Source organism: Streptomyces sp. NPDC050535, from assembly GCF_044457665.1.
Lineage (GTDB): Bacteria > Actinomycetota > Actinomycetes > Streptomycetales > Streptomycetaceae > Streptomyces.
This window is the reverse complement of record NZ_JBITHE010000003.1, coordinates 40,768-63,266: the sequence shown is the minus strand read 5'-3', so window position 1 is coordinate 63,266 and position 22,499 is coordinate 40,768. Positions and strand designations below refer to the sequence as shown.

Genomic DNA, 22,499 nt, shown 5'->3' with positions numbered 1-22,499 from the left:
CCGATCTACCCCCGGGAGTCGCCATGGACACCCCCTCGAACGACCACATCACGCCCGCGACACCGGCCCAGGAAGCCTTGGACGTCCTCGCCCAGAACACCGAGGACGTGGTGGCCCTGGAGACGCTCGCCGGCAGCGAAGTACTGGTCCCCGTGCCCGACGACGTCAGCGAGGAGGACGTGGCCGATCCGACGGCCGTCGCGCTGCCCGTCCTGGAGGCGCCCGGCGGTGAGCAGGTCGTGCCGGTCTTCACCTCCGAGCTGGAGATGGCCGAGCTGCTCCCCTCCGTCTCCCGCTACCGCATGGTGCCGCTGGGCGCGCTCGCCTCACAGTGGCCGGCCAGTGACCTGGCGCTCACGATCGACGCCAGTTCGGCGCACGGCCTGACCCTCACCTCGGAGGGCGTACGCACCCTGCTGGCCCGGCCGCAGGCGTAGGTCCGGCAGCTGCGCGCTCCCCCTGCCTCGCACCCCCGTGCTCGCCCGTCACCGTGCCCACGCGGTCGCGGCGGCGGGGGAGGACGGGGTGTCAGGTGGCTGCCCCGCACCGTCGGCGCGTGGCGTGCGCACCCCGCGCCGGACGCCCGGCGCCATGACCTGGAGACACTTGAGATCAGGTGCCCGCTCCGAGGCCTGTGTGCCGGCGTGACAATGACCCCATGAAATGGCTTTCGGGCGTGGCCGGCGCTGTGCTCCTGGCAGTGGTCCTCGCCAGTGTTCTGCGCACCCTCGTGGTGCCGCGCGGGCTCTACTCCTCGCTGGTCATCCGCTGGTGGCAGGGCCTGCGGCTCCTTCTGCGGCTGGCCGCTCCGGGCGGCAGCTACCAGGCCCACGACCGCGCGCAGACCTGGCTGGCTCCGCTCATGCTGGTCGGCATGCTGGCGAGCTGGTTGGGCGGGGCGCTGTTCGGCTACGGACTGCTGCTGCACGCCCTGTCGTCACTGACCTGGCCCAACGCCGTCAGGGAAGCCGGCTCCAGCCTGTTCACACTCGGTTTCGCCAGCGGTGACCGGCTGCACCTGTCCGTGGTGGACTTCCTGGCAGCGGCCACCGGACCGATCGTGATCGCGCTCCAGATCGCGTATCTGCCCACGCTGTACGCCGCCTACAACCGCCGCGAGCTGGAGGTGACCCTGCTCCAGTCGCGCGCGGGCGAGCCCGCCTGGGGGCCGGAGATCCTGGCCCGGCAGTGGCTGGTCGACACCGAGACCGCGCTGCCCGAGCTGTACCGGTCCTGGGAACGGCTCGCCTCGGACATCGGCGAGAGCCACTCCACGTACCCGGTTCTGCTGGCGTTCCGTTCGCCGCGGCCCTACCGCAGCTGGATCGTCGGGCTCGTCGCCGTCATGGACGCCGCCGCCATGCAGCTCGCCCTCGCGCCGAGCAGTGCCCCGCCCGAGGCCCGCCTGGTGCTGCGCGCGGGCTTCACCGCGCTGCGTGACATCGCCCGCTCGCTCCGCTTCGGCTTCGACACCGACCCGGCTCCGGACGCGCCGATCCGGCTCACCTTCCAGGAGTTCGAGGCAGCCGTGGCGATGACCGAGACGGCGGGTTTCCCCGCGGAGCGGTCCGCGAGGCAGGCGTGGCCGCACTTCCACGGCTGGCGGGTCAACTACGAGGCGATCGCCTACGAGTTGTGCCGTCGGGGTGACGCGGTTCCCGCCCTGTGGACCGGGCCCCGGGACTTCGCCGCCGAACCTGTTCCTCCGCGACGCCCGACGGACCGGCGCCCGGGTGGCGAACCACGCCCGCGTCAACAGCCGCCTTCGGCCCGGTAGCCGGACTCGTGAGCTCCCGGCCGGCCCGTGCTAGTCGTTCAACATGCGGTCGAGGGCGGCGCGTTGCAGCGGCCGTACCTCGGTGTGCAGGTCGTGTCCCTTCACGGTGAGCGCGACCCACACGCCACGCCGGTCGTCCTCGCAGAGGGTGCGCTCCACCAGGCCGTCCCGCTCCAGCCGTCCGATGAGGCGGGACAGGGCGCTCTGGCTCAGATGGACCTGATCGGCGATGTTCTGCACCCGGCACTGGGCACCGGGCTGCGCGGCCGTGCCCGAGGCGAGGATGTCGAGCACCTCGAAGTCGCTGGCGCCGAGACCGTACGGATGCAGCTCGCGGTCGATCTCGCACATCGTGCGCGCGTGCACCGCAAGGATGTCCCGCCACTGGTCCTCAAGCCGAGCACCCGGATTCTTCGCTGCCATAACTGAACGGTAACAGAGATCGGGCCAGTCATTGAGTGTGCAACTACTGCAGCTGCATCCAACTACGACCGCTCATCGACAACTCGCCGACCGCTCGGCGCCGGCACGGTGACTGAGCGCACCCGCCGTACCGCCTAGGTCGACTCCCGCCGCACCAGCTCCGTCGGAAGGATCACCGCCGCCGGGTTCTCGCCACCGATCTGTGCGAGCAGCACCCGGACCATCTCGGCGCTGATGCGGTCCCAGGGCTGTCGGATGGTGGTGAGCGCGGGAGTGGACGCGGTGGCGGCGGGGGAGTCGTCGAAGCCGCCGACGGCCACGTCCTCGGGGACCCGGCGGCCGGCCCGGTGCAGCGCGCCCAGCACGCCCTGCGCCATCAGGTCGGAGGCGACGAACACGGCGTCCATGTCCGGCACCCGGCCGAGGAGTTGCTCGGCGCCCGCCTCACCGCTCGCCCGGCTGTAGTCCCCGGAGACGACCAGGCGGTCGTCCGCCTCGATACCCGCCTCGGTGAGCACCTCCCGGTAGCCCGCGAGACGCTCCACACCGCCGGGGGTGTCGAGCGGGCCCGTGACCATGCCGATCCGGCGGCGGCCGAGGGACAGCAGGTGCTTGACCATGTCGCGGGCGCCGTCCCGGTCGTCCGCGGCGACGTAACTGACCTTGGACCCCATGCCGATGGGCTTGCCGCAGGCGACCAGCGGCACGCCCGCCTCGCGCAGTTCCTCCGCCACCGGGTCGCCGGAGTGGCTGGAGACCAGCAGCACGCCGTCGACATGACCGGCGGTGATGTACCGCGTGATACGCCGCCGTTCGTCCTTGGTGCCGGCGAGCATCAACAGGAGGGGAACGTCGTGCGCGGCCAGCGCCTGTGTACAGCCGCGCAGCAGGACATTGAAGTTGGGGTCCTCGAAGAACCTCTCCTGTGGCTCGGTCAGCAGGAAGCCGATCGAGTCCGAACGCCCGGTGATCAGTGAGCGGGCATGCCGGTTCACGACGTAACCCGTCCTGCGGATGGCGGCGTTGACCGCTTCCTGGGCCGCGGGGCTGACGTAGTGCCCGCCGTTGAGCACGCGCGACACCGTGCCCCTGGACACACCCGCCTCGCGCGCGACGTCGTGAATCGTCGGCGGTCTGCGCCGGCCCCCCGCGTTGGTCATGGTCACGACTTTACGGCTCCCGACAACAGATCGAGACTCCAGAAACGCTGGATGACCAGGAACAGCGCGACCAGAGGGATGATCGCGAGCAGCGCGCCGGTGATCACCAGCGTGTACAACGCCGGGGTGTTGGAGCCCTGTTCGAGGAGCGTGAACAGACCGAGCGTGATCGGGAACTTCTCGTCGTCGCTGAGCATGATGTACGGCAGCAGGAAGTTGTTCCACACCGCCACGAACTGGAACAGGAACACGGTCACCAGGCCGGGCACCATCATCGGCAGCGCGACCCGGGTGAAGATCCGCCATTCGCTCGCGCCGTCCATCCGCCCCGCCTCGACCACGTCACCGGGCACGGCCGCGGCGGCGTAGATCCGGGCGAGGTAGACGCCGTACGGGGAGAGGACGAGGGGCAGGAGCACGGACGCGTACGAGTCCGTCAGGTCGGCCTTCGCCAGCAGCAGGTACTGGGGGATCGCCAGGATCACCGGCGGCATCAGCACCCCCGCCATCAGGACGCCGAAGATGGTCTCGCGGCCCCGGAAGCGGTACATGGCGAGCGCGTAGCCGCTGACCGCCGAGACGGCTGTCGACAGGAGGGCGCCGAGACCGGCGTAGAGGGCGGAGTTGCCCATCCACTTCCAGTAGATGCCCTCGCGGTAGGCGTTGAGATCCCGCACGTTCTCGGTGAAGCCGGTGCCCGGCAGGAAGGTGAAGGTGGAGAACAGCTCACTGCCCGACTTGGTGGCGGCGATCACCACCCAGGCGACGGGCAGCAGGCAGTAGAGGGCGCCGAGCAGCAGTGTCAGCGTCGGTACGAGGGCGATCCGGCGGCGCAGCGGCGGCCCCTGGGCGGTGCCGGGGGTGGTGCCCGCGGCCGGGGCGGCCTTGCGCAGGGCAAGAGAACTCATCGTGCTTCCTCCTGCTTGTTACGGGAGTTCGCGGCGCGCAGGAAGCCGAAGGACAGGACGAGGGTGATGACGGCGATGAGTGCCGCCTCCGCCGCGGCGGAGTAGATGTCGCCCTTGCGGAAGGCGTCCTGGTACACCTTCATCAGCGGACTCCAGGTCGTGGAGACGGAGTTGGTGAGCGGTTTCAGGGTGGTCGGCTCGCTGAACACCTGGAGCGTCGCGATGATCGAGAAGAAGAAGGTGAGCACCAGCGAGGGTGCCACCATCGGGATCTTGATCCGCAGCGCGGTCTGCAGCGGTGTGGCGCCGTCCAGCCTTGCCGCCTCGTACACCTCGGCCGGAATGGCCTGGAGCGAGGTGTAGATGACGATCATGTTGAAGCCGGTGCCGCCCCAGACCGCGATGTTCGAGAGGGCGATGTAGAGCGGACCGCCGTCCAGCAGGTCCGGCTGCGGCATCCCCAGTCTGTCGAGGATGAAGTAGAAGGGGCTCACGTCCGGGAGGTACAGGAAGCCCCACAGCAGCGCGGCGACGACGCCGGGGATGGCGTACGGCAGGAAGATCGCGAGCCGGGTGAAGGGGGCGAGGCGCACCTTGTCCGTGTCGAGCATCAGCGCGAAGAGCAGCGCGAGGCCGAGCATCACGGGGATGACGATGGCGCCGTAACCCACCACGCGCAGCGCCCCGTCGAGCAGTTCGGAGTCGGTGAGCGCGTCGGCGTAGTTGTCCAGCCCCGCCCAGACCTCCTTGCGGGCGCCGGCGCCCAGGCCCAGGCCCGAGACCTGGACCTTGTGCAGGCTCAGCCAGAGCGCGTATCCGATGGGCAGCGCGAAGAAGAGGGCGAAGAGGATCGTCGCGGGGATGAGGAAAGCGTACGGGGCCCCCTTGACCCCGTACGGCTTCCGGCGTGCCTTGGTCACTCCGCGACCCCGAAGCCCTGCTTCTTGAGGTCGGCGACGGTGTCGCCCTGCATGGTCTTCAGAGCGGCACCGAAGTCCGACTTGTTCTTTGCGGCGGCGCCGAAGGCGTCGTTGAAGGTCGTGTAGGCGACGTTCACGTTCGGGCCCCAGGCGGACGGCGCGGTGGTCTTCGCGATCTCGGAGGCCTTGGTGTAGAAGTCGGCCTGGTTCGAGAAGAAGGCCGGCGGCTGGGCGAACGCGCCACCGGTCTGGGCGCTGGTGGCGGCCGGGTAGATGCCGCCCTCCTTGGCCATCGCGGCCACCGCGGTCGGGTCCGTGTTCAGCCAGGCGGCGAACTTCGCGGCGGCCGACTTGTTCTTGGAGTCGGTGGTGACCGCGGTGGACGAACCGCCCCAGCTGCCGGTGACGTTGTCGGACGCCGACCACTGCGGCAGCGGGGCCATCGCCCACTTGCCCTCGGTGTCGGGGGCCGCGGTGGTGAGGGTGCCCGGCGCCCAGACCGCGCTGACCCAGGCGATCTGCTTGCCGGTGTTCAGCGCCTTGTTCCAGGACGGCGTGTACATCGGCTGGTTGTCGATCGCGCCCTCCTTGACGAGACCGCCCCAGAAGTCGGCGACCTTCCGCGTCGCCGCGTCGTCGATGCCGACCTTCCACTTGTCGCCCTCGGTCGTCCACCACTTGGCGCCGGCCTGCTGCGCGAGACCGGCGAACAGGCCGGAGTCGTTGGCGGAGAACGTGGTCAGGTCCTTGTCCGGGGCCTTCTCCTTGAGCGCGCGGGCCGTCTCCGCGAACTCCTCCCACGTGGTGGGAACCGTCAGGTCGTACTGCTTGAAGAGGTCCTCGCGGTAGTAGAACATCATCGGCCCGATGTCCTGCGGGACCGCGTACACCGCGTCCGAGCCCAGCGTCGTCTGCTGCCAGACGCCCTCGGCGAACTTGTCCTTGGCGCCGTCCACATCACCGGATATGTCGGCGAGCGCGTCATTGCTGACCAGCGTCGGCAGCGCCTGGTACTCGGCCTGCACCAGGTCCGGCGCCTTGTTCGCCTTGTGCGCGGTGAGGATCTTGGTGACCAGCGTGTCGCCGGACGCCTGCTTCTTCACCGTGACGGTGATCTGCTGCTCTTTGCCCGGCCCCTTGTTCCACAGGTCCACGACCTTGTCCATGCCCGGGGCCCAGGTCCAGTACGTCAGGGACGCGGGACCGGACTGGGCATCGCTCGTGTCGTCGTCGGACGACCCGCACGCGGCGAGCGAGGTGGCACCGAGCGCGACGGCGATGGTGGTGGCCACGAGGCGGCTGTGCTTCGTGATGGGCATGGATAGTTCTCCCCTGACCTGGGTCTCCGCCTGCTGCGGGCGACCTGCCATGCTTCTGTGAGCGTTCACAGTAGAGAAACATCCCGGACACTTGTCAATGGTTGTTGCTGTGCGGTTATGTTGGGCTCTCGCCGATGGCGATGTGTGTGCACGTTCCCAAATGATCGATTAAACGGGAGAGATCCATGCCGGAGACCACCCCCAAGGGCCTCACCAGGCTCGCCTTCGGTGGGGACTACAACCCCGAGCAGTGGCCGGAACACGTCTGGCAGGAAGACGTCCGGCTGATGCGCGAGGCGGGCGTCACGATGGTGAGCGTCGGGATCTTCTCCTGGGCGCTCCTCGAACCGGCGCCCGGCGCCTACGACTTCGACTGGCTGGACCGCGTCCTGGACCTGCTGCACGAGAACGGCATACGCGCCGACCTCGGTACGCCGACCGTGGCGCCGCCCGCCTGGTTCTACCGCGCCCACCCCGACGCGCTGCCGCTGACCGCGGACGGAACCCGGTACGAGTTCGGCTCACGCGGCGCCATCTGCCACAGCAACGCCCACTACCGGGCAGCCGCCGCGAACATCACCACCCAGCTCGCCACCCGGTACGCCGACCACCCCGCGCTCGCCATGTGGCACGTCCACAACGAGTACGGCGTGCCCGTCTCGGCCTGCTACTGCGAGTCCTGCGCCGCGCACTTCCGCCGCTGGCTCACCCAGGCCTACGGCACCGTCGACGCGCTCAACGAGGCCTGGGGCACCGCCTTCTGGGGTCAGCGCTACGCCGACTTCGACCAGGTCAACCCGCCACGGGTGACGCCGACCGTCGGCAACCCGGCCCAGGCGCTGGACTACAAGCGGTTCGCCGACGCCACCCTGCGCGAGAACTTCGTGGCCGAGCGGGACATCCTGCACCGCCTCTCGCCGGGCATCCCGGTCACCACCAACTTCATGACCGCGCTCAGCCAGTGCGACTCCATCGACTACTGGGCCTGGGGCCGCGAGGTCGACCTCGTCACCAACGACCACTACCTGATCACCGACGGCCGCCGTACCCACGTCAACCTCGCGATGGCCGCCGACCTCACCCGCTCGGTCGGCGGCGGCGCCCCCTGGCTGCTCCTCGAACACTCCACGTCCGGCGTCAACTGGCAGCCCCGCAACCCCGCGAAGGCCCCGGGCCAGATGGCCCGCAACTCCCTCGCGCACATCGCGCGCGGCTCCGACGGCGCCATGTTCTTCCAGTGGCGGCAGTCCCGGCGCGGCGCCGAGAAGTTCCACTCGTCGATGCTGCCGCACGCCGGCACTGACTCCCGCGTATGGCGCGAGGTCGTCGAACTCGGCGCGTCCGTCGACTCGTTGACCCCCTTGAGGGGCACCCGCACCGTCGCGGACGTCGCCGTGCTCTGGGACTGGCAGTCCTGGTGGGCGCAGAACCTCCAGTGGCGCCCCAGCGAGGACCATGACCCGCGCGAGCGGGCCGACGCCTTCTACGAAGCGCTCTACGACCGTCACCTCACGGTCGACTTCGCCCACCCGGAAGCCGACTTGTCGGCCTATCCCCTTGTCGTCGTGCCCGCGCTGTACCTGATGACCGAGGCCGCCGGGAACAACCTCAGGGAGTACGTCGAGAACGGCGGCACCCTCCTCGTCTCGTACTTCTCCGGCATCGTCGACGAGCACGACGCCGTGCACGAGGGTCCCTGTCCGGGCGCCCTTCGTGACGTACTCGGCCTGACCGTCGAGGAGTTCTCGCCGCTTCTCCAGGGCGACCGGGTCCGTATCACCGGGCCCGACGGCTCCGAGCTCACCGGCGACGTGTGGACCGAGTTCGTGGTGCCGGGCGCCGCCGAGACCGTGTGGACGTACGCCGACGGGCTCACCGCGGGCCACCCGGCCGTCACCCGCCACCGCCTCGGCGAGGGCTCGGCCTGGTACGTCTCCACCCGCCTCGGTGCCCAGGGCCTGGACGCCCTGATCGGCTGGGCGGCCGAGGACGCGCGCATCGCACCGCGCGCCGACCTGCCCCGCGATGTCGAAGTGGTGCGCCGCACCGGCGAGTCCGGCACCTACGTCTTCGCCGTCAACCACACCGCCTCGGACGCCAAGGTGCCGCTGGAGGCGCACGGCTCCGAACTCCTCACGGGCGAACGGGCCGCGGGCCGGCTCGCGGTACCCGCGGGCGCGGTCCGGGTGGTACGGCTCGACAGCTGAGCCGCACGCTCCACGAGTCCGTCCCGCCCCACAGACCCCGGCCGGATTCCGGGGAGACATCCGGCCGGTCCTGACGGCGCCGTGCGCACGCCCTTCGGGCACGGCGCCGCCAACCACCCCCGTCTCCCCGCCTTCGTCGAAGGGACGACGATGTTCCACGCGAGACGAGCCCTACGGACCCTGCTGATACCGCTCTTCGCAGGTCTGGCTCTCACCACCCTGCCCGCCACCTCGGCGCAGGCCGCTGCCACCGTCACCAACGGCGGCTTCGAGTCGAACGGCGCCGGCACCGCGACACCGACCGGCTGGACGACGTACTCGGCGGCCGGACAGACCGCCGCCTCGTACACCGAGTCCGGTGGCCACGGCGGGAGTTACCGCCTCACCCACTGGTCGGCCTCGGCCTACAAGGTGGAGACCTACCAGTACCTCTCCGGGCTGACCAACGGGAACTACACCCTCACCGCGTGGGTGCGCTCGGGCGGCGGCCAGAACTCGGCCTACCTCGCCCTGAAGAACTGCGGCAGCACGGAACAGCGCACCGACCTGCCGGTCTCCGCCAGCGGCTGGCTCCGGATCGTCACCTCCATCGCCGTGACGAACAACCAGTGCACGATCAGCGTCAACTCCGACGCGAACGCGGGCAACTGGCTCAACGTCGACGACGTGACGTTCGCGTCCGGCTCGACAGGCCTCGCCATCAAGGGTTCCGACGTCTCCTCACTCGCCAAGAGCGAGGCCTTCGGCGGCGTCTACAGGACCAGCTCCGGCACGACCGGAGACGCGCTCGCCATCCTCAAGTCGGCCGGGCAGAACTACGCCCGTCTCAAGGTGTGGGTGAACCCCGCCGACGGCTACAACAACAAGGCGCGCGTGCTGGCCGTCGCCAAGAGGGTCAAGGCGCAGGGCATGAAGCTGCTCGTCGACTTCCACTACTCGGACACCTGGGCCGACCCCGGCGCCCAGACCAAGCCGGCCGCCTGGTCCGGGCACTCGTACAGCCAGCTCAGGACCGACGTCTACAACCACACCTACGACGTCCTCAACGCCCTGAAGGCGCAGGGCACCACGGCCGACATGGTGCAGGTCGGCAACGAGATCAACGGCGGCATGCTCTGGTCCGAGGGCTCGACGAGCAACTGGTCGCAGCTCGCGGGGCTGCTCAACTCCGGCTACGACGCGGTCAAGGCGGTCAGCTCCTCCACCACCGTGGCGCTGCACCTCGCCAAGGGCGGTGACCTCGCGGGCACCCGCTGGTGGTTCGACAGCGCCGTCGCCAACGGCGTGAAGTTCGACGTCATCGGCCTGTCGTACTACGGCTACTGGCACGGTACGCTCGCCGACTTCCAGACAACGCTGGACGACGCGGCGGCCCGCTACGGGAAGCCGGTCTACCTCGCCGAGACCGCCTACCCGTTCCGTCTCGACAGTGAGGATTCGACCGAGAACATCATCGACCTCAGCAGTGAACTGGTCTCCGGCTACGCGGCCTCGACAGCCGGGCAGACGAAGTGGATGAAGGACGTGGCGAGCATCGTGGAGGCCGTCCCGAACGGCCGCGGCCTCGGCATCTTCTACTGGGAGTCCACCTGGACCGCTGTCACCGGCAACGGCTGGGACCCGACGGACTCCGCGTCCGGCAACGGCTGGGAGAACCAGGCCCTGTTCGGCTACGACGACAAGGCCCTGCCCGCCATGGCGTGGTTCAGCCACCGCTGAGCCCTGAGGAACACCTGACGAGTACGTGCGTGACCGAGGGCCCGGCTGCCGTGGCTGCCGGGCCCTCGGGCTCTTCCGCGTGCGTTCGCTCCCGGCCGACGTAGCCGAAGACCGTGCGTGTCGCCCCGGGCTGCGGCACAGTGGCGGGAGACCGCCGTGACGGAGGGGGACGAGATGCTGAAGGTTCCCGTCAGTGGACAACGCCTGGACATCATGGAGTGGCTGCGGGACCCCGTCGCGCACTTCCCGCGGCAGCGGCACGGCGACCTCGTCGAGGACGGCGTCACCCCGGCGACCCTCGCCGCGAAGCTCGGTGTTCGCCGTGCGGTGGCCCGCGCCCACCTGGAACTCCTCACCGGGATGGGGCTGCTGCGCACCAAGAGGGTCAGACGTCGGACCTACTACCGACGCGACGAGTACCGCATCGCCGAGGTCAGCCACTTCTTCGAGAAGGGCTGGTAGGAGCCGCCCGGCCTCAGCCGGGTGTGCGGTGCCGGTACCCGCGGCGTTACGCTGTTCACCTGCCGCGACCGTCTCGCGGCGCGGCGGTGGGGCCCGCCGTACCCCAACCGCGGTGACGATGCCGCCAACGGTCCCTACTTGCGATCGAGAGTGCCCGGACGGCCGGGCCCCGGCGAGTAGGAGACGTACGCACATGACAGTCCCGCGACCGGAGCGAGCCGACCGGGCCGGATTCCCCGTGCGGCCGGAGTCCCCGTGGCAGGGCCAGGGACCGGTCGTCGCTGTCGTCGCGTTGGGCGGCGCGATCGGTGCCACGGCCCGCTACGGGGCCTCGCTCCTGTGGCCCGCCCCGACGGGCGGATTCCCCTGGACCACGTTCTGGGTCAACGTCGTCGGCTGCGCGGTGATCGGCGTGTTCATGGTGGTCAGCACCGAGGTGTGGGCGGCCCGCCGGCTGGTCCGGCCGTTCTTCGGCACCGGGGTCCTCGGCGGGTTCACCACGTTCTCGACGTACGCCGTGGACATTCGGAAACTGGTCGACGAGGGCCGCCCCGGGACCGGGTTCGCCTACCTCGCCGCGACCCTGTTCGCGGCGCTCGCCGCGGTGTGGCTCGCGGCGACGGCGGCACGGCGCGCCCTGGCACACCTCGGTGTCCGCGAGGGCGGCGAGCACGCCGGGCGGCGGCCGGAACCGGGCGAAACGGACGAGGAAGGTAAGAAGGAGTCGTGAACTGGCTGCTGGTGGTCATCGGCGCCGCGGTCGGCGCACCGCTGCGCTATCTGACCGACCGCCTGGTTCGGTTCAGGCACGACTCGGTCTTCCCCTGGGGCACCTTCGCCGTCAACGTCACGGGCTGTCTCGTCCTGGGTCTCCTGACCGGCGCGGCCGGGGCGGGCCATGCCTCCTCCCACCTGCAACTGCTGATCGGCACGGGCCTGTGCGGGGCGCTGACCACGTACTCGACGTTCTCCTACGAGACGCTGCGGATGGCCGAGACCGGTGCCGGGTTCCACGCCGCCGCGTACGTGATCGCGAGCGTCACCGTGGGCCTGGGCGCGGCGTTCGGCGGGGTGTCCCTGGCGCAGACCGTGTGGTCGTAGGCGTCGGGCTCTTTCCCGCACGTAGTAGGACTGGCTCCAGCACTGTCGTCCCGCGGAACTGGATCCCATGAGCGTCATCAACGTCGGTCAGGCCGCCGTCCTCGGAGCCGTCGAGGGACTGACCGAGTTCCTCCCCGTGTCGTCCACCGGCCACCTCAAGATCACCGAGGGGCTGATGGGCATCCCCGTCGACGACAACGCCGTGGTCGGTTTCTCCGCGGTCGTCCAGGTCGGCGCGATCGCCGCCGTGCTCGTGTACTTCTCCGAGGACATCGTGCGGATCCTCTCCGCCTGGGGCCGTGGCCTGCGTGACCGCGAGGAGCGCTACCACCACGACTACAAGTTCGCCTGGTGGGTCATCTACGCCACCGTCCCGATCGTGATCGTGGGTCTGGCGGCGAAGCCGCTCATCGAGGGGCCGCTCGCCTCGCTGTGGGTCGTCGCGGCCTCGCTGATCGTCGGCAGCGCCGTGATGTGGGCGGCGGACCGGATGGGCAGGCACAAACGCGGTGAGGACGACACCTCGTTCAAGGACGCGATGCTGGTCGGCGGCTCCCAGATCCTCGCCCTGCTCTTCCCGGGCTTCTCGCGCTCCGGCGCCACCATGTCCACGGCGCTCATCCTCGACCTCGACCGCGTCGCCGCCACCCGCCTCTCCTTCTTCCTCGGCATCCCCGCGCTGACCGGCGCCGGGCTGTACGAGCTGAAGGACGCCCTGGGTACGGGTGTCGGCGCCGCTCCGCTCGCCGTCGGCACGCTCGTCTCGTTCGTAGTCGCGTACGGCTCCATCGCCTGGCTGCTGAGGTTCGTCGCCAAGCACTCCTTCAACGCCTTCGTGATCTACCGCCTCGTGATCGGTGCGGCGCTGTTCGGGCTGCTCGGGGCGGGTGTTCTCGGCTGAGTCCGCCCCGGGCGACCCTTCCGACGTTTGACAGTCGCCTCCCGCTCCCCGCAGGATCACCCCTGTGAACCTGTCAGACAGCCAGACAGGTGGCTCGGTGCCGCGGCGCGTCAGCGCCATGGAAGCGGTGCTCAACCACCTCCGCGGCGCCATCGAGCGCGGCGACCACGCCATCGGCGACAAGCTGCCCTCGGAGGCCGAGCTGTGCCGCCGTCTGGAGGTCAGCCGCCCCGTGCTCCGCGAGGCGCTGCGGGCCCTCCAGGTCATGGGCCTGACCGTGTCCCGTACCGGCAAGGGCACCTTCGTCCTCGCCAACGCCGTCGATGACCCCACCTTCGGCGACTACGCGGCCGGCGACCTGCTCGAGGTGCGCCGACACGTCGAGATCCCTGTCGCCGGGTACGCGGCGGTGCGCCGCACCCCGGAGAACCTCGACCACCTCGCCCATCTCCTGGAGCGGATGGACAGGGAGACCGACACCACCGCGTGGGTGGCGATGGACACGGTCTTCCACATCACCGTCGCCGAGGCCTCCCAGAACCCGGTCTTCCGCAAGGTCATCGAGGAGATCCGGGACGCCCTGGCCCGCCAGTCGGCCTTCCTGAACGAACTCGGCGGCCGTCGTGAGCAGTCCAACCGCGAACACCGCGAGATCGTCGAGGCGCTGATCGACGGCAGCGAACACGACGCGGTGCGGGCCATGTCCCACCACCTCGACCGCGTCGAGACCACCCTCACCTCCATCGTGCACCCCGAGCGCACGGACACCCCCACGAAAGGCGGACCCGAGGCGTGAGCGAGCAGCCACCGGGACAGGAGACGCGGTCGAGGACCGGCAGTGTCGACACCGGCCCCCACACCCGATCGCGCGGCCGGGCCGCCTGCATATGTGACGGAGTGGACGCGTGAACCGGACCAGTACGTACGGCAGTTCGCTCGCCGCGGCTCCGGTGATCCGCGAGCCGCTGCACGCACCCGTCGCCCATCTCGTACGCGGCGGTGTCATCGAGGGCATCCACTACGGCTCGGTGGCCGTACTCGCCCCCGACGGCACGGTGGAACTCCAGATCGGCGACATCGAGGCCGCCTTCTATCCGCGCTCGGCGGTCAAACCCCTCCAGGCCGCGGCGATGCTGCGGGCCGGGCTGCCGCTCGACGGCGAGCTGCTCTCGCTGGCCGCGGCCAGCCACTCCGGCGAGGAACGGCACCTGGCCGGCACCCGGCGGATCCTGGACCTGGCCGGCGTCCGGGAAGAGCAGCTGCGCAACGTCCCGGACCTGCCGTTCGACCCCGTCGTACGCGAGGCCTGGGTGCGCGAGGGGCGGCTGCCCTCACGGCTCGCGCAGAACTGTTCGGGCAAGCACGCCGCCATGCTCTACACGGCCAAGCTCAACGGCTGGTCGCTCGACGACTACCTCGACCCGGCGCACCCGCTCCAGCAGGCCATCGCGGAGATCGTCGAGGACCTCACCGGGCAGGCGATCGCACGGGTGACCGTCGACGGCTGCGGCGCGCCCCTGTTCTCCGTCTCGCTGCACGGGCTCGCGCGTGCCGCTGCCAGGATCACCACCGCCGCCCCGGGTACCCCGGAGGCACAGGTGGCCGACGCGATGCGGGACCACGCCGAGATGGCGTCCGGCTCGGGGCGCGACGTCGCCGCGCTGATGCGTGCCGTGCCGGGACTGCTCAGCAAGGACGGCTTCGAAGGCGTGCAGTTCGCGGCGCTGCCGGACGGCAGGGCCGTCGCCGTGAAGATCTCCGACGGAGCGGACCGGGCGCGGATCCCGGTGACCGCCGCCGCCCTCGCACGCTGCGGAGTCGACCCGGCCGCGCTCACCGAGTTCGCCGGCCTGCCGCTCCTCGGGGGCGGCGCCGTGGTCGGAAGCGTCCGGCCGGCCCGGGCGCTCGACCCGCTCACGCCCCGGGCCGGCGCCTGACGGACGTACGCGCGAATCACCCGGCCCCGGCCGGGAGTTGGTCCGCGGCGGTACGACCGCCGCGGCGAACACGTCCTGCTCGGAGCCCGTGACGTCCCCGCCGGGGCGGACCGGGGCAGCCGAGGCGATCCGGACCGAAGAGCAGGAGAACCGGCAGGGCGGCATGATGGTGATCATGTCCCCGTCGCTGACCTTCCAGCCGGTCCTGGAACGTATCGCCACCGAGATCGCGCAGACCCCCGGACGCGGGCGGCCCGCCGACTACATCCCGGCGCTCGCCGCCTGCGACCCACGCCGCTTCGGCATGGCCGTCGCGGAGCTCGACGGCACCGTGTACGGCGTGGGGGACTGGCGCCTGCCGTTCTCCACCCAGTCCATCACCAAGGTCTTCACCCTCGCCCTCGATCTGGCCCGCGAAGGCGACGAGTTGTGGGAGCACGTCGGCCGCGAGCCCTCCGGCAACCCCTTCAACTCCCTGGTGCAGCTGGAGTACGAACAGGGCATCCCGCGCAACCCGTTCATCAACGCGGGCGCCCTCGTCGTCACCGACCGGCTCCAGACGCAGACCCAGGACGCGGCCGGGGCCCTGCTCGCCTTCCTGCGCGCGGAGAGCGGCAACCAGGACCTCACCTTCGACAAGGACGTCGCCGCCTCCGAGGCCATGAACGGCGACCGCAACGCGGCTCTCGGCCACTTCATGGCGTCGTACGGCAACATCGACAACCCCGTGCCGGTGCTCCTCGATCAGTACTTCCGGCAGTGCTCGATCGAGGCGTCCTGCGCCGACCTGGCGCTGGCCACCGGGTTTCTCGCCAGGCACGGCATCCGCGCCGACGGCTCCCGGCTGCTTTCCCAGAGCCAGGCCAAACAGGTCAACGCGGTAATGCTCACCTGCGGTACCTACGACGCGGCCGGCGAGTTCGCGTACCGCGTGGGGCTGCCTGGCAAGAGCGGTGTCGGCGGCGGGATCATCGCGGTCGTGCCGGGCCGCTGCACGCTGTGCGTGTGGAGCCCGGGCCTCGACCGGCAAGGCAACTCGGTCGCGGGCGTCGCGGCCCTCGACCGCTTCACGACGCTCACGGGGGTCTCCGTTTTCTGAACCGTCACCTGGACGGGGGCCTCCGTGCCCGCGAGCGGGCCCCGACGCGGGCATCTCACACGGAGGTCACGCGCAAGCCGCCGTACGGAGGGAAGTACGTCGCTTTACGGCCACCCGGCGTTGACACGCTTTCCGAGTGTTGGCCACGGCTTTTCCCGTCGATCTCCGCCGCTGTCAGGTTCTCGGTCTGGCCGGCTCCGCCTTTCTCGCGCTGGGCGGTGAGACGGCCGGAGCCCTGCCCGCGCGGGAGTTCCTGGCCCCCGAGTCCGCCCAGGCCGTACTCGGCCTGGTCGGCGTGTACTTCGGCGTCGTCCTGCTGATAGCGGCGTGGGCGCTGCTCGGCACCGTCGTGCGTGGCCCCGAACCGCCGACTCCGCGGTCCCTGCTGCTGGTTCTGGTGGTCTGGGCGGCGCCGCTGCTGCTCGCGCCGCCCCTCTTCAGCCGCGACGTGTACAGCTATCTCGCGCAGGGCGCGATGGTGGACGCGCACATCGACGTGTACGCGTACGGGCCCGCCCAGCTCGGCGGTCCGCTCGCCGACGAGGTGGCGCCGGTGTGGCAGCAGACCGCGACTCCGTACGGTCCGGTCTTCCTCGCCGTCGCCTCCGCGCTGTCCGGACTCACCCGCGGGGAGATCCCGGCCGGACTGATCGGCATGCGTCTGGTCGCCCTGCTCGGCGTCGCTCTGATGGCGGCGGCGCTGCCCCGCCTGGCCCGGCACAGCGGCGCCGACCCGGCCGCCGCGCTGTGGCTGGGCGCCCTCAACCCCCTTGTCCTGCTGCACCTGGTGGCCGGTGCGCACAACGACGCCATCATGCTCGGACTGCTCGGCGTCGGCCTGGTGGCCGCGCGCGGCCGGTGGCCCGTCGTCGGCGTCGTCCTCATCACGCTCGCGGCGCTGGTCAAGGCACCCGCCGCGCTCGGCCTGCTGGCGGTGATCGCGCTGCGCGGACAGCGGGGGCTGGTGCGGTCCGCTCTGACCACCACGGTCGCCGCTCTCGGCACCACGGCCGCGGTGACCGCCGTCACGGGGACCGGCTACGGCTGGATCGCGGCCCTGAAGACCCCGGTCTCCCCGCACAACTGGTCGCTCACCAGCCTCCTCGGCCGTGCCACCGGCACCGTGCTCGAAAAACTCGACAGCGGCCTCGCACCTCTGGCGCTGCCCGCCTGGCACACGGCAGGACTCGTGCTGACCGTGCTCATCGTCCTGTTCATATGGCTGCGCCTGCGGCCGGGACCCATCTACGCACTGGGTCTGAGCCTCGCCACCGTGGCGGTGTTCGGCCCGGCGATCAGGCCCTGGTACGCGCTGTGGGGACTGTTCCTCATCGCCGCCGCGGCCCCCAGCGGTTCGGTGCGTCACCGGGTCGCCGCCGTGAGCGGAGTGCTCGCCCTCGCCGTACTGCCGAGCGGGTACGCGCCGGACGCCGAACAGGTGGTCCTGGCGGTCTCCGGCGGAGTGCTCGCCCTCGTCGTTCTCTGGCAGGCACATCAAGCGGCGCAGGCGCCGGTACTGGAGCGCACCGCATGAGACGCCCTCGCACGTTTCCCGCACTTCCCGACATCTCGGCCGGACTTCCCCGCACCGACCGCGGACGCCTGTTCCTGGTGCTGGGACTCGCCGCCGCCGTAACCGTGTTCACCGCCACCGTGCCGCTCCTGCGCGACTGGTTCGACCTGCGCGTCTACTACGGGACGATCGACGCCTGGACCCATCACGACGGCCGGATCTACGACTACCTCGTGCCCGGGACGACCTACGGCTTCACCTATCCGCCGTTCGCGGCCCTCAGCATGCTGCCCATGTCACTGGTCGGACTGCACACGGCGATCGCCATCGGGCTGCTGCTCAACTGCGCCGCGCTCGCCGCCGTGGTGTGGATCCTGGTCGGCCCCGCGCTGCGCCGGTACGGCTGGTTCGGCTTCGCCCTGGCCGCCTGCCTGCTGGCCCTTTTCGAACCGGTCCGCGACACCTTCAGCTTCGGCCAGGTGAACCTGCTGCTCCTGGCCCTCGTCCTGAGCGACGCGTGGCTGCTGGCCACCGGCCGGGGCCGCCGGGCGGGCATCGGCATCGGCCTCGCCGCCGCCGTCAAACTCACCCCGGCGATCTTCATCGGCATGCTGCTGCTGGCCCGCCGCTGGCGAGCCGCCGGGGTCGCGACCGCCGTCGCCGCCGCGGCCACCGCGCTGGCGGCCTGGGTGGCGCCGGACGCCTCGCGCTTCTACTGGACCGACGCCCTGTGGGACACGGACCGCATCGGTCGGCTCGGCTATGTCTCCAACCAGTCCCTGCAGGGTGTCCTGGCCCGGTTCGTGGCACCGGACGAACCGAGCAAGGCCCTCTGGGCGGCGGCCGCCCTGGTGGTGCTGTGCGTCTGGGCCCGGCGGACCTCGCGCGCCGCGGCGGACGCGGACTGGACGGCCGCATTCGCCCTCACCGGCCTCACCGCCTGCCTCGTCAGCCCGATCACCTGGGTCCACCATCTCGTCTGGCTGCTGCCGTCCTTCGCCGTACTGCTGCGCCGGCGCCATCTGCGGGTCGCGGCCGTTCTGTACGCGATCCTGTGCAGCAGTGTGGTGTGGCTGTGGTTCCACGACGCGTCCGGCCTCGACGGATTCATCGGCAGCAACGCGTACACGTGGATCACGCTGGGGCTGCTCCTGTGGCTGCCGGTCGGTCAGCCGGGAGTCGGCCGGCCGCTCCTGATCCGCAGGGCCAGGGCCACACCTCCCGCGCCCAGACAGGCCGCTCCGGCGATCGCGGCGGCCGCGACCCAGCCGGGTCCACCCGTCGCGGGCAGCGCGGCCGGCAGGGCGCTGGGTCCCGCGGCCGGCACGGGACGCGTGTCGAGGAGCGAGCCGACGGGCTCGACCCGCCCGGAGGCCTTGAACCCCCAGTCGAGCAGCGAGCGCGCCTCCTCGTACACCGCGAAACGCCCGCCCGCCTGAGGGTTCATCACCGTGACGACCAGGGTGCGCCCGCCCCGGCGCGCGGCGGCCACCAAGGTGCTGCCCGCGTTGCTGGTGGAGCCGTTCTTGACGCCGATCAGGCCCTGGTACGGCTCCACCCCGTCGGCGCCGGTCAGCAGCCGGTTGGTGTTCTCGATCTCGAACGACCAGCCGCCCCCGCCGGGGAACTTGGCCTCGACGGTGGCGCAGTACCGCGCGAAGTCGGCGTTGCGCAGCCCGGCCCGCCCGAACACCGCCAGGTCGTACGCGGAGGAGACCTGGCCAGGAGTGTCGTATCCGTCGGGCGAGAGGACATGCGTGTCGAGGGCGCCCAGGGCCCGGGCCTTGGCCTGCATCTGTGTGGCCGTGGTGCGCCAGCCGCCGTTCATCGCGGCCAGCACGTGGACCGCGTCGTTGCCGGAGTTCAGGAAGACACCGCGCCACAGGTCGGCCACCCGGTAGCTGTGCCCCTCGGCGACGCCCACCAGGCTGCTGCCCTCGCCGATGCCCCGCAGCTCCTTCTCGGTGACGGTGTGTCCGATGCGGCCGGGCAGCACCGGAATCAGCGTGAGGGCGAAGAGTGTCTTCAGGGTGCTGGCGGGCGGCAGCTTGCGGTGCGCGTCGTGCGCGGCGAGCACCTTCCCGGTGCCGGCGTCGGCCACCAGCCACGACAGCGCGGAAACGTCGCCGGGGACCTCGGGTGCTCCCGGTCGCGGCCGTACCTGCGTGCCGGTCCGGTACAGCGGCGGCGGCTGCGAGGCCGAGGCTTTCGGCGTTCCCGGGTCCGTGCCGGTTCGGGCGGCGGCCGCGCTCGGCCCGAAGGCCAGGGCCCCGGCCGCACAGACGGCGGAACAGCGGACGGCGGCGCGGGAAGAGAATCCGATGGTCATTTCGCAAAAGTAGGAACGGAGACGCCCTGCGCCAGGCTGCCGGGCCCGAACAGCGGGATCGAGCACCCGGATGCCACATGCGCGAGGAGTCAGGAGGGCAGCGTCGGGTGGACCTGGCGGAGGAAGGCCGCGTTGTCCGGGGTGGCGCGCATCCGCTCCAGGAGCGTCTCCAGGTTGCCCTGGCCGTCGCGAGTCTGCAGGGCCCGGCGCAGTCCTCGTACGGTGGTCAACTCGGCGGCGGGCTGGAGGAGTTCCTCGCGCCGGGTACCGGATCCGGTGATGTCCACGGCCGGGAACACCCGCCTGGAGGCCAGGGTGCGGTCGAGGCGGAGCTCCATGTTGCCGGTGCTCTTGAGCTCCTCGAAGAAGTAGTCGTCGGCACGGGAGCCGGTCTCCACCAGGGCGGTGGCGAGGATGGTCAGCGAGCCGCCCTCCTCGGCGAGGCGTGCGGCGCCGAAGAACCGCTTCGGGCCCTGGAGCGCGGCGGAGTCGACGCCGCCGCTGAGGGTGCGGCCGCCGGAGGAGGCCACGTTGTTGTGCGCCCGGCACAGCCGGGTGAGGGAGTCCAGGAGGATGACGACGTCCTGGCCCATCTCGACGAGCCGCTTGGCGCGTTCGATGACGAGTTCGGCGAGGGCGATGTGCTGCTTGGGCGCCTGGTCGAAGGTCGAGGCGAAGACCTCGCCCCGGACGGAGCGCCGCATGTCGGTCACTTCCTCCGGCCGCTCGTCGAGCAGCAGCACCATCAGGTGGCATTCGGGATGGTTGCCCGCGACGGCCGCGGCGATCTGCTGGAGCAGCACCGTCTTGCCGGTCTTGGGCGGCGCGACCAGCAGTCCGCGCTGGCCCTTGCCGACCGGTGCGAGCAGGTCCATGAGGCGACCGGCCACTCCGCTCGCCGGGTGTTCCAGCCGGAGCCGGTCACGCGGGTGCAGGGGGGTGAGGTCACGGAAGTGCGGGCGGCGGCGCAGCTCTTCGGGCGTACGCCCGTTGATCCGCTCCACCTCGGCGAGGGCGCGGGGTCCGCCGCGTACGCCTTCGACGGTGTCGCCCTCGCGCAGGCCGTGCCGGCGGATCAGCGCCGCGGACACCTGGGTGTCGGCCGGCGTGGGCAGGCAGCTCGCGGCGGAGCGCAGGTACCCCTGCCCGTTGTGGGCGATGTCGAGGACACCGCCCACCCGTGTCGGGGGCTGCTGCTGTCGTACTGGAGGGTGTTCGAGTGTGGTGGTCATGATGGGAGGTCCTTTCGAGGACGGGTTCATGAGGTCATGAGGAAGGGAGGGGTATGCCGGGGAGGCGGCGTGCTCACGCCTCCGTGCGGCGGGGAGGCATCACCTCGCGTACGGCGGACGGCGGGAACTGCCCGTGGCCGTGCTCAAGAGGTGGTGCTGAGAAGCTGGCGCCGGTCGCGGAGCGACGGACGGGTCAGCGAGAAGAAGTGGAACAAACACCGGCGCCCGAGACGGGGCGTACACAAGTGCTGACCGCAATGTAGCACTGGATCGCCGTCCCTCGCTGTGATGTGCGTCTCAGCTCAGGCCCGCAAAAAGATGGAGACCGGGTGTGTCGATTCCGTGCGGCCCCGTTCGTCGGTGGGGTGTACGAAGGTCATGAGGACCTGGTCTGGAGGAACCATGAAGTACATGCTGCTGGTGTGCGGGGACGACACCGTCGACGCCTCGGGAATGGCGCCCGTCGAACCGTGGGTCGAGGAACTGGGCGTCGAGCGCGGTGTCCGGCTGCACGGGCACCGGTTGCGGCTCCCCGCCGACGCGGTCACCGTACGGGTGCGCGGCGGTGAAGTGCTGCGCACCGACGGGCCGTTCGCCGAGACGAAGGAGTACATCGCCGGGTACGACATCCTCGAGTGCGACAGCCTGGAGGAGGCCGTCCAGGCGGCCGCCAGGCATCCGGTGGCCACCGTCGGCGCCATGGAAGTACGCGCGTTCTGGGACGACGAGGACGCCGAGACCGAGATCCGCCGGCTCGACGCGGAGCTCACTGCGGCCGGCCGGGAGCGGGACTTCGACCGTGCGATGGCCTGCTACGCGCCCGACGTCGAGGTGTTCCATCCGGTGAGCGGTCTGGAGCAGAGCGGAGTCGACGCCCTGCGCAAGGCCGAGGAGCTGTGGTTCTCGACCCTGAGCGGGCCGGTGGAGCGCGAGGTGCTCGACTTCCGTGTCCGGGTCGACGAGAGCGTCGCGTTCAGTCACGCGCTCGTGCGGATGCGGGCCACGCTCGTCACCGGCGAGCCCCTGGACACCACGGCGCGGGTGACCACTGGTTACCGGGCCGCCGGAGACCGGTGGCAGATCGTCCACCAGCACACGTCCGTGCCGTTCGACGCCGGAATCACGGAGGGCCGGTCATGAGGTACGTCCTGTTCATCTGCACACCCGTCGGCGGCCCCGAGCTCAGCCCCGAGGAGATCGCCGCCCACCCCTCCTTCGCCTCGTACATCGACGAGGTGCGCGGCCGCGACGTGGTGAAGGGCGGCGCGCGGCTGCGGCCGTCCTCCGACGCCACCACCGTCCGTGTGAAGGGTGACGAAGTCCTGCTCAGCGACGGCCCGTTCGTGGAGTCCAAGGAGTACGTCGCGGGCATCGACATCATCGAGGTCGCCGACCTCGACGAGGCCGTCTCGCTCGCCTCGCGGCACCCCGCCGCGCTCGGCGGCGGCTCGGTCGAGGTACGGCCGGTCTGGGAGTGAACCGGGAGTGAGCC

Annotated in this window: 21 protein-coding genes and 1 pseudogene; 15 read left to right on the top strand and 7 right to left on the bottom strand. The window is 70.8% G+C overall.

All coding sequences use genetic code 11. The features are described 5' to 3' along the window. Positions 1-23 precede the first annotated feature (23 nt). Both ACIBLC_RS08345 and ACIBLC_RS08340 read left to right on the top strand, forming a co-directional pair. Complete coding sequence (locus tag ACIBLC_RS08345; protein ID WP_399209962.1) at positions 24-437, top strand: SseB family protein; 414 nt, start codon at positions 24-26, stop codon at positions 435-437. Positions 438-658: 221 nt separating this feature from the next. Beyond that, positions 659-1,777, top strand: coding sequence for a hypothetical protein (locus ACIBLC_RS08340; RefSeq protein ID WP_399209961.1), 1,119 nt, complete (start codon positions 659-661; stop codon positions 1,775-1,777). A gap of 30 nt (positions 1,778-1,807) precedes the next feature. Here ACIBLC_RS08340 and ACIBLC_RS08335 read toward each other — a convergent pair whose 3' ends face one another. The 5 genes from ACIBLC_RS08335 to ACIBLC_RS08315 all read right to left on the bottom strand — a co-directional run bounded on the left by ACIBLC_RS08335 (position 1,808) and on the right by ACIBLC_RS08315 (position 6,507). Next, positions 1,808-2,200: a MarR family winged helix-turn-helix transcriptional regulator gene (locus ACIBLC_RS08335; protein ID WP_399209960.1), complete on the bottom strand. Its 393-nt coding sequence runs from the start codon at positions 2,198-2,200 to the stop codon at positions 1,808-1,810. 134 nt (positions 2,201-2,334) lie between these two features. After that, a complete protein-coding gene (locus ACIBLC_RS08330; RefSeq protein WP_399209959.1) occupies positions 2,335-3,366 on the bottom strand; it encodes a LacI family DNA-binding transcriptional regulator in 1,032 nt (343 codons plus the stop codon). Next, positions 3,363-4,268, bottom strand: coding sequence for a carbohydrate ABC transporter permease (locus ACIBLC_RS08325; protein WP_399209958.1), 906 nt, complete (start codon positions 4,266-4,268; stop codon positions 3,363-3,365). Before ACIBLC_RS08325 ends, ACIBLC_RS08330 begins: the two co-directional genes overlap by 4 nt. Beyond that, complete coding sequence (locus ACIBLC_RS08320; protein ID WP_399209957.1) at positions 4,265-5,188, bottom strand: carbohydrate ABC transporter permease; 924 nt, start codon at positions 5,186-5,188, stop codon at positions 4,265-4,267. The genes ACIBLC_RS08325 and ACIBLC_RS08320 overlap by 4 nt, the downstream gene beginning before the upstream one ends. Then, the gene (locus tag ACIBLC_RS08315; RefSeq protein WP_399209956.1) at positions 5,185-6,507 is read right to left on the bottom strand and encodes an ABC transporter substrate-binding protein; all 1,323 of its coding nucleotides are present in this window, start codon (positions 6,505-6,507) and stop codon (positions 5,185-5,187) included. Before ACIBLC_RS08315 ends, ACIBLC_RS08320 begins: the two co-directional genes overlap by 4 nt. 185 nt (positions 6,508-6,692) lie before the next feature. On the opposite strand from ACIBLC_RS08315, the gene ACIBLC_RS08310 reads away from it, so the two are divergent. The 11 genes from ACIBLC_RS08310 to ACIBLC_RS08260 all read left to right on the top strand — a co-directional run bounded on the left by ACIBLC_RS08310 (position 6,693) and on the right by ACIBLC_RS08260 (position 18,885). Then, positions 6,693-8,714, top strand: coding sequence for a beta-galactosidase (locus tag ACIBLC_RS08310; RefSeq protein WP_399209955.1), 2,022 nt, complete (start codon positions 6,693-6,695; stop codon positions 8,712-8,714). A 150-nt stretch (positions 8,715-8,864) separates the two neighbouring features. Then, a complete protein-coding gene (locus ACIBLC_RS08305) occupies positions 8,865-10,433 on the top strand; it encodes an arabinogalactan endo-beta-1,4-galactanase (protein WP_399210432.1) in 1,569 nt (522 codons plus the stop codon). A 174-nt stretch (positions 10,434-10,607) separates the two neighbouring features. Next, complete coding sequence (locus ACIBLC_RS08300; RefSeq protein WP_399210431.1) at positions 10,608-10,895, top strand: ArsR family transcriptional regulator; 288 nt, start codon at positions 10,608-10,610, stop codon at positions 10,893-10,895. 193 nt (positions 10,896-11,088) lie between these two features. Beyond that, a complete protein-coding gene (gene crcB, locus ACIBLC_RS08295) occupies positions 11,089-11,625 on the top strand; it encodes a fluoride efflux transporter CrcB (RefSeq protein WP_399209954.1) in 537 nt (178 codons plus the stop codon). Then, positions 11,622-11,996, top strand: coding sequence for a fluoride efflux transporter CrcB (crcB, locus tag ACIBLC_RS08290; protein WP_399209953.1), 375 nt, complete (start codon positions 11,622-11,624; stop codon positions 11,994-11,996). Before crcB (ACIBLC_RS08295) ends, crcB (ACIBLC_RS08290) begins: the two co-directional genes overlap by 4 nt. Positions 11,997-12,063: 67 nt before the next feature. Beyond that, the gene (locus tag ACIBLC_RS08285) at positions 12,064-12,897 is read left to right on the top strand and encodes an undecaprenyl-diphosphate phosphatase (protein WP_399209952.1); all 834 of its coding nucleotides are present in this window, start codon (positions 12,064-12,066) and stop codon (positions 12,895-12,897) included. Positions 12,898-13,015: 118 nt separating this feature from the next. Beyond that, positions 13,016-13,693, top strand: a complete 678-nt coding sequence (locus ACIBLC_RS08280) for a FadR/GntR family transcriptional regulator (protein WP_399210430.1) — start codon at positions 13,016-13,018, stop codon at positions 13,691-13,693. Between the two features lie 109 nt (positions 13,694-13,802). After that, positions 13,803-14,834 (top strand): asparaginase, encoded by a 1,032-nt coding sequence (locus ACIBLC_RS08275; protein ID WP_399209951.1) that lies wholly within the window; start codon positions 13,803-13,805, stop codon positions 14,832-14,834. A gap of 166 nt (positions 14,835-15,000) precedes the next feature. Continuing rightward, complete coding sequence (locus ACIBLC_RS08270; RefSeq protein WP_399210429.1) at positions 15,001-15,933, top strand: glutaminase; 933 nt, start codon at positions 15,001-15,003, stop codon at positions 15,931-15,933. Between the two features lie 136 nt (positions 15,934-16,069). Then, positions 16,070-17,467: a polyprenol phosphomannose-dependent alpha 1,6 mannosyltransferase MptB gene (gene mptB, locus ACIBLC_RS08265; protein WP_399209950.1), complete on the top strand. Its 1,398-nt coding sequence runs from the start codon at positions 16,070-16,072 to the stop codon at positions 17,465-17,467. Next, complete coding sequence (locus ACIBLC_RS08260; protein ID WP_399209949.1) at positions 17,464-18,885, top strand: glycosyltransferase 87 family protein; 1,422 nt, start codon at positions 17,464-17,466, stop codon at positions 18,883-18,885. Before mptB ends, ACIBLC_RS08260 begins: the two co-directional genes overlap by 4 nt. Before the next feature lie 11 nt (positions 18,886-18,896). On the opposite strand, the pseudogene ACIBLC_RS08255 reads toward ACIBLC_RS08260, so the two are convergent. Continuing rightward, a pseudogene (locus tag ACIBLC_RS08255) lies at positions 18,897-19,775 on the bottom strand (D-alanyl-D-alanine carboxypeptidase family protein); the annotation flags it as partial. Positions 19,776-19,864: 89 nt separating this feature from the next. Then, positions 19,865-21,007, bottom strand: coding sequence for a transcription termination factor Rho (gene rho / locus ACIBLC_RS08250; RefSeq protein ID WP_399209948.1), 1,143 nt, complete (start codon positions 21,005-21,007; stop codon positions 19,865-19,867). Between the two features lie 402 nt (positions 21,008-21,409). Here rho and ACIBLC_RS08245 point away from each other — a divergent pair, with 402 nt between their 5' ends. Together ACIBLC_RS08245 and ACIBLC_RS08240 are read left to right on the top strand one after the other, a co-directional pair. Next, entirely contained in the window at positions 21,410-22,147 is a 738-nt protein-coding gene (locus ACIBLC_RS08245; RefSeq protein WP_399209947.1) for a nuclear transport factor 2 family protein, read from the top strand. Next, positions 22,144-22,485: a YciI family protein gene (locus ACIBLC_RS08240; RefSeq protein WP_399209946.1), complete on the top strand. Its 342-nt coding sequence runs from the start codon at positions 22,144-22,146 to the stop codon at positions 22,483-22,485. Before ACIBLC_RS08245 ends, ACIBLC_RS08240 begins: the two co-directional genes overlap by 4 nt. The last annotated feature ends 14 nt before the right edge of the window (positions 22,486-22,499 follow it).

Excerpts from the sequence above, each read along its gene's own strand:
- ACIBLC_RS08345 (WP_399209962.1), top strand. The coding sequence starts at position 24 with ATGGACACCCCCTCGAACGACCACATCACGCCCGCGACACCGGCCCAG.
- ACIBLC_RS08340 (WP_399209961.1), top strand. The coding sequence starts at position 659 with ATGAAATGGCTTTCGGGCGTGGCCGGCGCTGTGCTCCTGGCAGTGGTC.
- ACIBLC_RS08335 (WP_399209960.1), bottom strand. The coding sequence starts at position 2,200 with ATGGCAGCGAAGAATCCGGGTGCTCGGCTTGAGGACCAGTGGCGGGAC.
- ACIBLC_RS08325 (WP_399209958.1), bottom strand. The coding sequence starts at position 4,268 with ATGAGTTCTCTTGCCCTGCGCAAGGCCGCCCCGGCCGCGGGCACCACC.
- ACIBLC_RS08315 (WP_399209956.1), bottom strand. The coding sequence starts at position 6,507 with ATGCCCATCACGAAGCACAGCCGCCTCGTGGCCACCACCATCGCCGTC.
- ACIBLC_RS08310 (WP_399209955.1), top strand. The coding sequence starts at position 6,693 with ATGCCGGAGACCACCCCCAAGGGCCTCACCAGGCTCGCCTTCGGTGGG.
- ACIBLC_RS08305 (WP_399210432.1), top strand. The coding sequence starts at position 8,865 with ATGTTCCACGCGAGACGAGCCCTACGGACCCTGCTGATACCGCTCTTC.
- ACIBLC_RS08300 (WP_399210431.1), top strand. The coding sequence starts at position 10,608 with ATGCTGAAGGTTCCCGTCAGTGGACAACGCCTGGACATCATGGAGTGG.
- crcB (WP_399209954.1), top strand. The coding sequence starts at position 11,089 with ATGACAGTCCCGCGACCGGAGCGAGCCGACCGGGCCGGATTCCCCGTG.
- ACIBLC_RS08285 (WP_399209952.1), top strand. The coding sequence starts at position 12,064 with ATGAGCGTCATCAACGTCGGTCAGGCCGCCGTCCTCGGAGCCGTCGAG.
- ACIBLC_RS08280 (WP_399210430.1), top strand. The coding sequence starts at position 13,016 with ATGGAAGCGGTGCTCAACCACCTCCGCGGCGCCATCGAGCGCGGCGAC.
- ACIBLC_RS08270 (WP_399210429.1), top strand. The coding sequence starts at position 15,001 with ATGGTGATCATGTCCCCGTCGCTGACCTTCCAGCCGGTCCTGGAACGT.
- ACIBLC_RS08260 (WP_399209949.1), top strand. The coding sequence starts at position 17,464 with ATGAGACGCCCTCGCACGTTTCCCGCACTTCCCGACATCTCGGCCGGA.
- rho (WP_399209948.1), bottom strand. The coding sequence starts at position 21,007 with ATGACCACCACACTCGAACACCCTCCAGTACGACAGCAGCAGCCCCCG.
- ACIBLC_RS08245 (WP_399209947.1), top strand. The coding sequence starts at position 21,410 with ATGAAGTACATGCTGCTGGTGTGCGGGGACGACACCGTCGACGCCTCG.
- ACIBLC_RS08240 (WP_399209946.1), top strand. The coding sequence starts at position 22,144 with ATGAGGTACGTCCTGTTCATCTGCACACCCGTCGGCGGCCCCGAGCTC.